Origin of the sequence: Cohnella sp. WQ 127256, from assembly GCF_024519285.1 — a bacterium.
Classification (GTDB): Bacteria; Bacillota; Bacilli; order Paenibacillales; family Paenibacillaceae; genus Cohnella.
On record NZ_JAMZCY010000002.1, the window covers coordinates 83,792 to 96,886 of the forward strand.

At 42.8% G+C, this 13,095-nt stretch carries 13 protein-coding genes; 10 read left to right on the forward strand and 3 right to left on the reverse strand.

The genetic code is table 11. The annotated features are described in order from the left end of the window. Positions 1-372: 372 nt before the first annotated feature. From M1K58_RS08655 to M1K58_RS08700, 10 genes are all read left to right on the forward strand, one after another. Entirely contained in the window at positions 373-2,394 is a 2,022-nt protein-coding gene (locus M1K58_RS08655) for a glycosyl hydrolase family 18 protein (protein WP_256758364.1), read from the forward strand. Positions 2,395-2,535: 141 nt separating this feature from the next. Next, positions 2,536-3,747 (forward strand): ROK family transcriptional regulator, encoded by a 1,212-nt coding sequence (locus M1K58_RS08660; protein WP_256758365.1) that lies wholly within the window; start codon positions 2,536-2,538, stop codon positions 3,745-3,747. 219 nt (positions 3,748-3,966) lie between these two features. Continuing rightward, complete coding sequence (locus tag M1K58_RS08665; RefSeq protein ID WP_256758367.1) at positions 3,967-5,373, forward strand: ABC transporter substrate-binding protein; 1,407 nt, start codon at positions 3,967-3,969, stop codon at positions 5,371-5,373. 116 nt (positions 5,374-5,489) lie between these two features. After that, the gene (locus M1K58_RS08670; protein WP_256758369.1) at positions 5,490-6,380 is read left to right on the forward strand and encodes a carbohydrate ABC transporter permease; all 891 of its coding nucleotides are present in this window, start codon (positions 5,490-5,492) and stop codon (positions 6,378-6,380) included. Between the two features lies 1 nt (position 6,381). After that, on the forward strand, positions 6,382-7,224 hold the full coding sequence (locus M1K58_RS08675; RefSeq protein ID WP_256758370.1) for a carbohydrate ABC transporter permease: 843 nt from the start codon (positions 6,382-6,384) through the stop codon (positions 7,222-7,224). Between the two features lie 25 nt (positions 7,225-7,249). Then, positions 7,250-8,200 carry a sugar phosphate isomerase family gene (locus M1K58_RS08680; protein ID WP_256758372.1) on the forward strand — a complete coding sequence of 317 codons (951 nt, stop codon included), beginning with the start codon at positions 7,250-7,252 and terminating at the stop codon, positions 8,198-8,200. A 23-nt stretch (positions 8,201-8,223) separates the two neighbouring features. Continuing rightward, positions 8,224-8,931 carry a PIG-L deacetylase family protein gene (locus M1K58_RS08685; protein WP_256758373.1) on the forward strand — a complete coding sequence of 236 codons (708 nt, stop codon included), beginning with the start codon at positions 8,224-8,226 and terminating at the stop codon, positions 8,929-8,931. A gap of 21 nt (positions 8,932-8,952) precedes the next feature. Further along, positions 8,953-9,957 (forward strand): Gfo/Idh/MocA family protein, encoded by a 1,005-nt coding sequence (locus M1K58_RS08690; RefSeq protein ID WP_256758374.1) that lies wholly within the window; start codon positions 8,953-8,955, stop codon positions 9,955-9,957. Then, entirely contained in the window at positions 9,908-10,957 is a 1,050-nt protein-coding gene (locus M1K58_RS08695; RefSeq protein ID WP_306220293.1) for a Gfo/Idh/MocA family protein, read from the forward strand. The genes M1K58_RS08690 and M1K58_RS08695 overlap by 50 nt, the downstream gene beginning before the upstream one ends. A gap of 14 nt (positions 10,958-10,971) precedes the next feature. Further along, positions 10,972-11,835, forward strand: coding sequence for a sugar phosphate isomerase/epimerase family protein (locus tag M1K58_RS08700; protein WP_256758729.1), 864 nt, complete (start codon positions 10,972-10,974; stop codon positions 11,833-11,835). Positions 11,836-11,987: 152 nt separating this feature from the next. Here the strand turns inward: M1K58_RS08700 and M1K58_RS08705 are convergent, their stop codons facing one another. From M1K58_RS08705 to M1K58_RS08715, 3 genes are read right to left on the reverse strand one after another with little or no spacing between them, the layout of a single operon-like run. Then, complete coding sequence (locus tag M1K58_RS08705) at positions 11,988-12,380, reverse strand: trypsin-like peptidase domain-containing protein (RefSeq protein WP_372339144.1); 393 nt, start codon at positions 12,378-12,380, stop codon at positions 11,988-11,990. Continuing rightward, on the reverse strand, positions 12,290-12,616 hold the full coding sequence (locus M1K58_RS08710; protein ID WP_256758376.1) for a trypsin-like peptidase domain-containing protein: 327 nt from the start codon (positions 12,614-12,616) through the stop codon (positions 12,290-12,292). Before M1K58_RS08710 ends, M1K58_RS08705 begins: the two co-directional genes overlap by 91 nt. Further along, entirely contained in the window at positions 12,591-12,830 is a 240-nt protein-coding gene (locus tag M1K58_RS08715) for a hypothetical protein (RefSeq protein WP_256758378.1), read from the reverse strand. Before M1K58_RS08715 ends, M1K58_RS08710 begins: the two co-directional genes overlap by 26 nt. Positions 12,831-13,095 lie beyond the last annotated feature (265 nt).

Sequence of the window (13,095 nt, forward strand, 5' to 3'; positions counted from 1 at the left end):
GATCGCGCGGAAGGCCGTATTAAATGCCGATTTGGAAAACTCATTGCTCTCTAGCAGAAAATATTGTAAGATATAATTAATAAATCATATGGAATTATTAATTATAAAATTCGCAATTCATATTAATAGCTTTAAGCTTGAAGCACCATGTAGAAGTCTCTCATCGTTTAGCTCTGTTGCCTTTCAGCCCAAATGGGATTTTTAATATTTCAGTATATCCCTTAGGAAAGAAAGAATTAGAACGGAAGGAGAGGTGAGGATCATGGTGTATTTAAGTTTGTCTCAACCCTAGTAAGTATATCTAGATGAGGAGGCCGGGTGACTTGAAAATTCATTGTTATCTGATCGTTATTTTAAAAACACGGGAGGTAAATGATGATGAAATCGAGAAGAATAATAAGTGTTCTGCTAGGCTGTATGTTACTCGTTGGATCAACCGTGATACACCCAAGTGTAACAAAGGCATCTACAAACAAAGTAATCATGGCGTATTATCCTTATTGGTATCTCAATTACAAGTCGGACAAAATCCAGTTTGATAAATTAACGCATGTCAACCATTCATTTGTACAACCTGAAACGGATGGATCTATTACGATTCCTACTGGATTCCTTGAGCCCTTACTGATCACTCGTGCACATGCGGCAAATGTGAAGGTTCTACTATCGGTTGGTGGTGCAATTACAGATGCAGATGCAAATTTCCGAGCCTTAGCAGCGAGTTCTACCGCCAGAACGAACTTTGCTAACAATCTGGAGTCTTTTGTCCGCACGAATGGGTACGATGGTGTTGATATAGATTGGGAATTCCCTAGTAATTCAACAGATAGGACGAATTTCAATCTATTGTTGCAAGCCATTAATGATAAGTTTAATAGTTCAGCCTCTCCAGCTCCTAGTTGGATGATAACTGTAGCTGTTAGCGGGAATCCGAATGTTGGGCAATGGACCGATTATAGTACAGTTAAAGGTTTAGTCGACTTGGTTAATATTATGTCATACGATATGCATGGTCCCTGGGCAACTCAGGCAGGTCATAATGCCCCATTGTACGAGAATCCGATTCAGGATTCCGAATTTTCTACCGAACAAATGATAGATTATATCGTAACCACTAGAGGGGTTCCCGAAAGTAAAGTCGTTATGGGTATTCCATTCTTTGGCTTATCTTATCCTAATGCAGAAGATCTATATGATTCAGATGTTTCAAGTGGCACATGGAATACCTATACAGACGTTGCCTATATGGCGTGTAATGATTGGACAAAATATTGGGATGCAGACTCGATGGTTCCCTATCTTAGGAAGGATGTAGGTACCGGCGTCATTTCGTATGAAGATGCGATTTCCGTGGATGCGAAGGTGGAGTATGCCCTGGATTACAGAGATCTTGCGGGTGTGTTCACTTGGGAATTAACCCAGGATGATATCTACGGAAACCATCCTTTAATGGATGCAATGTACAGTGCTTATGTCAATTATACGGGAGGGAGTAGCTCTCAAAATCTAGCCCTAAACAAGGCAGTTACAACGCTGTATAGTGGTACGAAGCTCGGTTGTGTAACAGATGGTTTCATGGAATCTAACCAATATGCCAATCTGATACATGGCGGCTTGGATTGGATTCAGGTCGACTTAGGTGTAAGCCAGCCTATCAATCAAGTTAAACTTTGGCATTATTTCACGGGTGGATTAACCTATCACGACGTTATCGTACAAGTGTCAGACAGTGCTACCTTCAGCAGCGGCGTAACAACGGTATACAACAATGATACTGATAACAGTGCAGGACTTGGTATCGGAACGGATAGCGAGTATCTGGAAACAAGCAGTGGCAAATCGATGACCTTTCCTACCGTAAATGCAAGATATATCAGACTGTGGTCCAACGGTAATAATGTAAATACTCTTAATCATTATGTAGAGGTTGAAGCATACAATAATCCTAATCTTGCCTTAGCTAAAACAGTTACAACCAAGTATGGCGGTACGGACCTATCCTATTCTGTCGATGGAAATAAGAACACATCTCAGTATGCCAATCTGACGCATGGCGATTTGGATTGGATTCAGCTTGATTTGAGTCGGGTTACCGACATGAATACACTCAAATTGTGGCACTATTATGCAGATGGAAGAACGTACAAGGACATCGTTGTGCAGGTCTCTAATAGCTCCACCTTCAGTAGTGGAGTAACGACTTTATTTAATAATGACACCAATAACAGTGCGGGACTCGGTACTGGAACGGATGCCGAATATGTGGAAACCAGCAGTGGCAAAACGATAAGCTTCCCTACAGTAAAAGCTAGGTACGTAAGACTATGGTCAAATGGAAGCAATGTAAATAATCTCAATCATTATGTTGAGGTTGAAGCGTATCAGAATCATTAAATCTAAGGGGCTAGAACAGAGTCCAGGGTGAGGCATCCTTGGCTCTGTTCTAAGCTTCATAGGGCCGCTCGGCTACGGTGCAAAAATGAAATTGTGTGGTAAACTAGATAAAAACATATGAAAATAAAGGACGTAGTGTAAATGATTCAAGTTGTTAGTCAACAGCAAATGAAGCTATCAAATACGAAGAGCGTGTTCCGCTTGATTCAGGTGAACAAGAATATATCTCGTATAGCCATATCCAAAATTACAAAGCTAAGTCCGACTACGATCTCTTCCATTGTAGATGAATTAATGTCCAAAGGAATTGTGGTGGAAAGGCTACCTCTTGATAATATAGGAGCGGGCAGAAAAGCGATTTCTCTTGAGATTAATGACGTTAAGAAATACATAATCGGTATGGATCTTAACCAAGAAGGGGTAACAGGAACGGCTTTTAATCTGAAGATGGATCCCGTCTTTACGATTGCTGAGCGGTTTAACAAGAAAACATTAGAAGATGTTGAAATCATAAGGTTGCTTAAATCGATTATTAATAAATTAATGAAGGCTGTTAAAGGCGATTTCAACGAATTATTGGGTGTTTGCATCGGAATTCCTGCTTTGTTGGATCCCGTGAAACAATCGATCGTTATTTCTACGGCATTAAATATCGAGAATATCGATCTGTACCATAGCTTACAAGCAGAATTCGATTTCCCGATATTTTTTGAAAATGAAACGTTAGTGGCTGCTACAGCAGAAAAAGAACAATATGAGAAAAGTACAAGTCCGTTTATCTATCTCTCCATAAATGAGGGTCTGGGTGCCAGAGTCATCATCAATGACCAATTTTTACAGGGAGCAAACGGTGATTCCATCGAAATCGGGCACATGTCTGTGGATTTGAATGGAGCCCAATGTTCTTGCGGTAACCGTGGGTGTTTTGAACTTCTGGTCTCCACTAACGTACTTGCAGTTAAAACAAATAAGGCTATGGCCAACAATACGGATTCTATCCTTAGTGAATTAATGAGCAAGGAAGGAGTTAGTATTGAATCAGCTATTGCAAATGCGGTGCTAATGAATGATCCCTTGGCCATACAAATTGTTGATGAGATCGCGATAGACCTAGGTAACGGTATTGTGAATGTAATTAACATATTTAACCCTGAGATGATCGTCATTGGAGGTAGACTGTCCACGTTGGGTGACAGACTGCTTTTGGGTGTGCAGAAACAAGCAGAAAAGAGAGCGATCAAGCCTTTTTTTGAGCGATGTACGATTGGATTGGTTAAGCAAAGGGATAATACGATCTCAAGAGGCGCTGCAATTTATACCTTAAATAGAGTGATTGAATCACAAATTAATTAAACCTAATTATGGGAAAATAGAGCTTGATTTTCAATAAAAGGTATTGTAACATTAGTCCCAGGTAATTAATAATTCCGGTGGAATAATTAAAGTAGTTAATTAGTAAAAGGTTAAGCCCAGTCACCTATGAAGAGGAATATCAGTGATATCATAAAACGTCCTATTAGGCGATTTATGTTATTTTTGTTAGCCATTCAAAAAAACTTGGGAGGTCACAAAATGAAGAAAACAGTATTCGTTCTACTCGGTATGGTGCTCATTCTGTCCATGGCACTTGCAGCTTGTGGTAACAATAACACCGAGAGCTCGGTCACACCTACACCAGCTGCTGAATCAACCAAAGCAGCAGAAACATCTAAGGAACCAGAACCATCGAAGGAACCAGAGCCATCGAAAGAACCAGAAGAAACAGTGAAGTCAATTAAGCTAACTCTCCGTCATACGATGACCAAAGACAGTGACAAGAAAGCACTAGCGAGACTGACAAGTGCGATTCAAGATGCAGAAGCTGCCCAGCCCGGTTTGAAAATCGAAGCAGAAGGCATGGAAGAGCAAGTTCACCGTTTTCAACGGTTGAGAGCTGAAATGTCTGCGGGGAACCCACCGGATATATTCGTTAACTTCGGTGGAACGGACACCAAGGATTTCTCGAGTACAGGAAATCTATTGGAGCTTACTCCTCTTCTAGCAGAGCTGGGATTGAATGATAAATTTGTATCTCTCGGTGAATTCACCGTGGATGGCAAAATATACGGATTGCCTATGGCTGGTTATGCAGAAGGTTTCTTCTATAACAAGACAATCTTCGCGGATAACGGCTTAAAGGTTCCGACTACGTGGGATGAACTATTAGCGGTTTGTGAGGCTTTAAAAGCTAAGAACATCATTCCTATAGCTATGGGCGGCAAAGACCCATGGGTTATTAACATGATTGCGAATTCGCTCTGGGTTCACTCCGCTGTCGATGGCGCCGATGCCATTACAGGGACGGTAGCTGGAACTCATAAATGGACGGACGCTGATCTGACGGAAGGCTTCAAGAAATTGGATACCATTGCTAAGAAAGGGTACTTCCCTAAAGGAACACTTGCACTAGCGTACGATGAGCATAAGAATAAATTCGTCAATCTTGAAGCGGCAATGTCTTTTGACGGCACTTGGTCTGGAGGCTTCTATTCCGGGGCTGATACGTCAAAGATTGGAGCAGAAAATGTAGGATTCTTTGCACTCCCTAATTTTGGTACAAAAGGTGATAATCAAATAAACGCTTCCTATACAGCAGGGTTCTCGTTCTCTTCCAAATTAGATGCTGATCAGCAGGTAGGTTTGAAAGCCTTTATCAAAGCCTTTTACAGTGAGAAATATCAATCCTTAGCCAACCAAGAAGAAGGCTGGTTACCATCCATGACTTATCCAATTACAGGCGCGCAACCCTTCGTCTATGAGGTTCAGGTGGCAATGAAAGGTCAAACCGCCTTCCCGGCTTTCGATTCTATTGTTCAACAAAAAGTACGTGAAGCCATTGAAACCGGTGTCCAAGAAATTCTTGGAGGTAAATCTACAGCAGAGAAAGTTGTAGCTAAAATTCAAAAGGCGCAAGACGCAGCGAATAGTGAAACGAAGTAAGCGGATCTCTTAACCCCATTGTATTGTGTGTCCAACGGGTACCACCCCAAAGTGGTACTCGTTGCTTTGCTTCATTCGTTCAGCAGCTAACCATCGATTGGAGGCTAGAGGAATACATGAACAGGACATTAAGGAATCCACTAACCTACCTTTTGTTTTTAATTGTGCCGGCTGCGTTTTATTTCGTTTTTTTCTTCTATCCAGTCATACAGACGTTCAGGATCGGATTCACAAGTTCTAACGGAATAGGAATGGGCAAATTCATCGGCTTTCAAAATTACGTTCGTGCACTGACAGATGACCCGATTTTTTGGTCGGCATTTTATAACAATGTGTATTTTATCCTTTCCTCTATTTTTATCCAAATCCCAATCATTATTGTATTAGCGGTTCTAATATCAGAGATCAGAGGATTTAGAAATTTCTACAAAATAACAGTGTTTTTGCCAAGTATATTATCAACAGCCGTCGTAGCCGTTATTTGGCGATTTGCTATTTATCACCCTGACGTTGGAGCTGCTAATAAATTTCTGACGGCAGTGGGCTTGTCAAAATTTACGCATGCATGGCTTGGAGAGGAAGGCTACGCAACGCTTGCTATATTAATTACGAACGCCTGGCAGTGGACCGGATTTTATGTTGTGTTGGTTCTTGCGGCTATATTTAGCATACCTAAGGAAATTCTTGAGGCGGCTGACACGGATGGTGCGAGGGGGTTTCGAAAGCTACGTTCCATTACCGTACCGTTGCTACGTCCAGTTATTATCGTCATTATTCTTCTTTCAATCACGGGTGCTATGAAATCAATGGATATTGTTATCGTCATGACTGGGGGAGGTCCTTACCGCTCTTCAGATGTTATGGCGACACATATGACGAACATGGCTTTTAGAAATGGCGAATACGGTTATGGAAATGCCATTGCTAATTTGATTTTCGTATTCACTTTAGTTATTACACTCATCTTTAACTTTATTTCGAAAAAATATGGGGATGTGGAGAGCTAAGATGAGAAAGTACGGAAAACTATGGATCCATATTGTTGTATCCTTTTACATCTTAATTACGATTTACCCCTTATTTTTTGCTTTTATCAATTCATTTAAGACAACGATTCAAGTCATTGATAATCCGTTTTCTGTTCCTTTTGACTTAAACTTTGCTAACTATATTAATGTCTGGGAATCATCCAAGATCAGCACCTATTTTTTTAATAGCTTATATATCAGCACGCTGTGCAGTGTTGTCTCTATTGTTCTAGCAGCTATGGTGGCTTATGTCATTAGCCGTATGAGATACAGGTTTGCAAATAAAGTTATTTACTTATTTCTGGGTTTCAATTTGCTAGTTCCAGGTGGATTTTTGTTGATCCCGCTCTATTTTCTGCTAGTCGGAATGCAATTTGATCAATCATCGCATGCCTTCATTGCGCAATTGGCGATTATCCTTCCTTATATCACCTTTGGTATCCCGTTGACGACGTTTATTATCGCAGCATTTATGAAGTCTATTCCTGCTGAAATGGAGGAAGCGGGCGTTATGGATGGATTGGGCGCATTCGGATTATTCTGGAGGCTTGTGCTTCCGCTCACAGTGCCGGCATTGGTCACTGTCTTTATCCTGTGTTACCTAGGCAATTGGAATGAATTTATTATGGCTAATTTCTTTATAGCTAAAGACAAATTTAGAACTCTTCCCGTCGGAACGGCAGCATTTAATGACACCTTGAACAAGGACTATGGCGGGATGTTCGCGGCGACGATGTTCAGCATTGTTCCAGTTGCCCTTATCTACGCCTTCCTTCAGCGGAGAATTATCGATGGGGTAACTGCGGGTAGTATAAAAGGATAAAATTCAAAAAAACGGAGGAAATCATATGAATTTATTATCTACACTTAAAGGATCAATGATGGAGCAGTTCTTTCCTAAGGGATGGGATCTTGCCAGAATAGATCAATGCAGCTCTCACCCGCCAGAAACAATTCTGGATCGGCAGCCGCATTGGCATGAGGAGTTTCAGCCGGTATCGTGTGATCAACTAAGCGATTTTGATACTTATGTGGGGCATGAAATAGCCTTACAGATTAAGCAGGCACGGGACAGAGGGGAAAAGCTGGCGATGATTCTACCCGTGGGCCCAATGGGGATGTACAGATGGGCGATCTATTTTTTGCAAATGTGGAATGTAAGCGCATCTCATGTGTACGGATTCAATATGGATGAATGGTCGGATGCAGAGGGGAATACGCTTCCCGCAACAAATAGTGGATCATTTCAATATGGAATGGAGCAAGCTTTTTACAATCCACTGGGTGAACTAACTATCCCTGATAACCAGCGAAATTTTGCGACAAAAGATAACTTACCCCGATATGCGGAGAAAATTAATGATCTAAAGGCTCAAGGAGCTAAGCTGGTCGTTGTTTATGGAATTGGTAGAGTATTTCATATCGCATTTTGGGAGCCACATTTTGCAGCAGAGTTTGATACGGAGCTGCAATGGAGCAGTGAGACACACAGACTTGGGGCCAAATTACACCCGCTAACCATTGAACAGAATGCCATTACAAGCTTCAAGAGCAGGACCACTCTCGTTCCTTGTTATGCCAACACGATTGGACCTGGATTATTCCTCGGGGCAGATTATGCTATCGGAGGCGCGGATGGGTATATGGGTCGAGGGATGATGTGGCAAGGAATGTCATTATGGACAACATTGAGATATGGGAAGTCTCCTTGGATCCCCTCCAGCTATATGCCTACGATCAAAGGACGGTTATTTTTCCTTAAAGAATTGGCAGGACCGCTGTCAGCTGAGTTAAATTAAGCGATCTTCTAAGGAGAGAAGAGATGATAATACTAGCAATAGGCGCGCATCCCGATGATATCGAAATTTCCTGTGCAGGTTCACTTGCCAAAATGGTGCGAGCCGGCCATGAAGTTGTAATTTGTCATGCAAGTGATGGAGATAAAGGGCATTACAAGATTCCTGCCGAGGAGCTCATTCCCATTCGTAGACAGGAGGCCCAGCAATCGGGGGGGATTATTAATGCGAAAGTGATTTCATTAGGGTTGAGAGATGGGGAGGTTACTGCAGAGAAGGAGAGTACTCGGTCACTTTTCATAGATCTTATTTGTTCTGTACAACCCGATATTGTAATTACTCACGCCGCGAACGATTATATGCCTGATCATGTCGCGGTTAGTAGATTAGTATTCGATACGACTTTCCTTGCGACGTTGCCTGGTGCTTCTAAAAATTATCCCGTTGCGAAAAAGGTGCCGGCTTTATACTATATGGACAATTTATCAGGCATAGATTTTCAACCTACAATCTACGTCGATATTACGGACACTTATGAAACGAAAGTAGAAATGTTGAAGCAGCATCAAAGCCAGCTTGTATGGTTGAAAGAGCACGATGGTGTGGATATATTGGATTTCATGCAAACGCTGAGCAAATTTAGAGGGATTCAAGCAGGATGCGCGTATGCGGAAGGCTTTATTCAGCATATGGCATGGGCCCGTCCGAATGCGGTCAGATTTCCAGTTAATTGAACTCGAGGGGGCTGGAGTATATTGATTAAATTTGCGGTAGTTGGAACGGGTTGGGTAGCCGGAGAATATTTGAAAGCGATCCAAACGCAGTGCGATTCCGAGATTTATGCTGTGGTTACACAGGATGCCGATCATGCGAGATCTAGGCTGGCACAATTGGGCATTGAGGCGCGGATTTTCACTGACTTTAGTGAAATGGTTAAGGATTCAGAGGTGGATGCCGTTGTCTTATGCTCACATCCGGACGTTCGCCCCGAACAAGCTATATTGGCCGCTCAACACGGAAAGCATCTAGTCATTGAGAAACCGATGGCAATGAATAAAGAAGAATTACGGAGAATGGCCGATGCAATTCAGAAATATCCTGTTCGTACAGTCGTTAGCTTTGTACTGCGATGGAATCCGTCTTTCGACACGACGAAGGCGCTAATTGCTGATGATGCGTTGGGTAGAGTATTCATGGCTCAGATAGATTATTGGCATCATATTGGCCCGAATTACCCGCAGTATCGTTGGAGCAGTAAGAAAGCGCTTGGAGGCAGCAGTATTCTTTCAGCGGGATGCCATGCGGTGGATGCTTTACGGTATTTTGCCGGCGATATCCAAGAGGTGACAGCCTATAGCTGCGGAACATGGGCCAACTCAGAATACGAGTTTGATCCGAATGCAATCGCTATTTTCAAATTAAAAAATGGTGGTATTGGAAAAGTGTCCTCTTCGTTGGAATGTAAAACCACGTACAAGTTTAACATTCATCTCCTTGGAGAAAAGGGAGCCATTATGAACAACCAGTTGTTCAGTCATAAGCTACCTGGGCAAACGGACTATGCCACAATTCCAACGATTTTGCCGGATAATGGGGATGTGACGCATCATCCATTCGTTCACGAAATAGAAGATTTTGTCCAGGCAATTAAGCATAATAGGCTCACTCGTTGTGATTTTTTTGATGCATACAAAACGATGGAAGTATGTTTTGCGATCGACGAATCGATCGCTACCGGTCAAAGGGTGGTCATTTCGTAAAACGATTCGTAAATCTGATATAAGGGCTGATGTATTCATGCTGCAAGTGGGATTTGTAGGGCTAGGCGGAATCGCGAGAGAGCACTTGGGAATTGTGAGTGAATTTCCCAAAGCCAATATTGCCGCAGTTTGCGATATCGTACAGGAGAATGCCGAGAAAGCCGCAGAACAATACGGTGCGAATGCATATACCGATTTCGACATCTTATTGGAGTGCGAACAATTGGACGCCCTGTTTGTGTGTGTTCCTCAATTTGCTCGTGCGGATATTGAGGAAAAAGCTGCTCAGCGAGGTATTCATCTATTTGTGGAAAAACCTCTTGGAATTGATATGGAAACGGTGAAGAAAAAAGCAGAGGTGCTCCATCAATCAGGAGTGATTGTTAGTACTGGCTATTGTCTAAGGTATCTGGATATCATCGAAAAGGCAAAACAGTATTTGGTGGGAAAACAAATCGCGATGGTCCGTGCTAACCGGTTTGATAGTATGTATGGCCCCTTGTGGTGGCGTGATCTATCTAAATCCGGCGGACAGCTTGTAGATCAGGTAACGCACAACATAGATATGATGATGTATCTAGCTGGGAAAATAAAAAAGGTGTCGGCAGATATGGGGCTGACGATTATGAAAGATGTTCCGGGAACGACCGCTCCTGATGTATCGTCCGTGAATGTCGTATTTGAATCGGGGGCAATTGGTCACATTGCTGCTAGTTATATACCCCAGCCAGACTATCGTTCCAGCCTGGAGATTATGGGCAATAATTTCCGTGTCACGATCGATGGGATTGCTACCTTGACCATCGTAGAAAAGGATCAAACGATCAGTTACAAGAGCAATACTCTTTTCTATAAAGAACAGGACGAGGCCTTTCTAAATGCAATTCTTACTAGCGATAGAAGCTTAATTCTATCCTCCTATGAAGAAGCGATGAATACGTTGGAAGTGACTTTGGCTGCCAATGAATCAGCTCAAACCGGCTTATCTGTTTATCTGTAGGGAGGTATCTAATGGTGAGTATAGGGTTGAGTACCTATTGTTTGGCAGAGGCGATAAAATCGGGTGATATGACTGTCCTTGAGGTTATCCAATGGATAGCGGAAAATGGTGGAGAGCACGTGGAAATAACGCCTATTGGATATAGCTTGGAGCATAATGATGCTCTAGTAGATGCGATCGTACAAAAAGCGAATGAAGTCAATTTGCCGATAGCTGGGTATGCGATTACTGCGAATTTTATTCAAGAGAGTAAAGATGATTATGAAGCAGAAATTGCTAGAGTGAAGCATCATGTAGATATCGCTCACCGTTTAGGTGTTAAGCTCATACGCCATGATGTCGCCTCTAGAGCACTTCAAGAATGCTCTATCGTCCAGTTTGAAGCGGACATGGATATCATGGTGCAAGCCTGCCGAGTGATCGCCGATTATGCGGCACAATACAGCATCATAACAAGCGTGGAGAATCATGGGTTTTACATCCAAGCGAGTGATCGAGTGCAACGGATTATCCATGCAGTGGATCGTCCGAACTTCCAAACCACGCTCGATATCGGCAACTTTATGTGTGTGGATGAGGATCCCGTCGTGGCTGTAAAGAAAAATATATCGTACGCTTCTACCGTGCATCTGAAGGATTTTTACGTTCGACCTTCTTATCAACATCCAGGTGAGGGATGGTTTCAATCTAGAGGAGGCAACTTCCTAAGAGGGGCTATATTCGGACAAGGGGACATCGACGTAAGAGAAATCATAAGGATTATTAAAAGGTCTGGGTATTCGGGTTATATTTCCATTGAGTTCGAAGGCATGGAGGACTGTAGGAAGGGCTCACGAATTGCTCTAGACAATGTAAAACGGCTATGGAACGAAGTCTAAGCTATGAATAATGGCTTTGTACAGCCAAGGCTCGCCTCCATCATGAAAACCCCGACCTATGCGGTCGGGGTTTTGCTTTGGGCGGAAATTGTATTGTAGATGACTTGTAGTCACGATGCTTGCAACCTATCATACCTATCTCCTCAAAATATTTATCCTACTGTTTCATAGCGCCTATTCCTCTTCCTGCGGCAGCACTTTCTGCAACAGGTTGTCCAAGTCATCGAGCGGTACGGCCAAACCGGCCTGAACGATCTGATCTTGATGCGAGATCTCCGTCGTAGCGTAAATAACGGCGATGGCTTTGCCATAACGTTGATGACCGGAGAACCGCTATTACCGTTAAAAACGGGCGCATCCAGTGCCATTACTAGCTTTTTCCGTCCTTGAATCGGCACCATGCCCAGTATTTTTCCTTCATTCGCAATTTGTGTGAAGTAAAGCGGGTTACCGATCACGTAGATGTGATCCCCCGACCCCCACGGCCGCTTCTCTCGTTCGATTTCAATGAATGGCAGCTCTTGACTCCCGATATCCCCTTCAATACGGCAATATCCAGACCTGGATCGCTTCCCGCCAGCTGTGCTTCGTACACCCGATCATTTTCAGGAAATTTAACTAGGGTATAAGCGTCATCTTCGATCACGTGATAGTTGGTCACAATGTACCCGCCTGAAATGTGGAATCCCGTCCCTCTGCCTTTGTCCGTACTGACCAAGACAACCGACTCTTTACAGCTTCGGATTTCTTCCAGGCTAGATAGCTCCTTCGATTTGAACAAGAAGGGTAGCGTCTTCGTGTTGTAAATTTGCGGCCAGAACGCCAATATATCCGATTAGAGCGGCCACGAGGAGGGAAACGATGGTATTTCGGATCCACTTGCGCCTTGGGGCAGGAATTTCAGATTGTACTTCCTCATCGTCCCACTCTTCATCCGTATAAGTCTCGAATGCTTCGTAAGTCTCGTGTTCTCGCTCATTCTCGGATACATGCAAAGATCTCTCTTCGTTTCAATTCGGATTGTTATCCACGATGTCCCTCCTCAGCCTATCGATATACTGTCCAAACATTGTATCATATTCGGTTTAGGAGAAAGGGCGGGGGCGAATTGTGGTTTTGCGATAATAGAAAGCAAAATAAACTTGGACTCGAAGTGAAGATCCTGAAAAAGTAAACTTTGATAATAAGTCAAGATGTTGGGAGTCACAAATCAGTTATAGAAAATAATGGTTCTGCATGGTATTATTCCTGGGTAGCAAT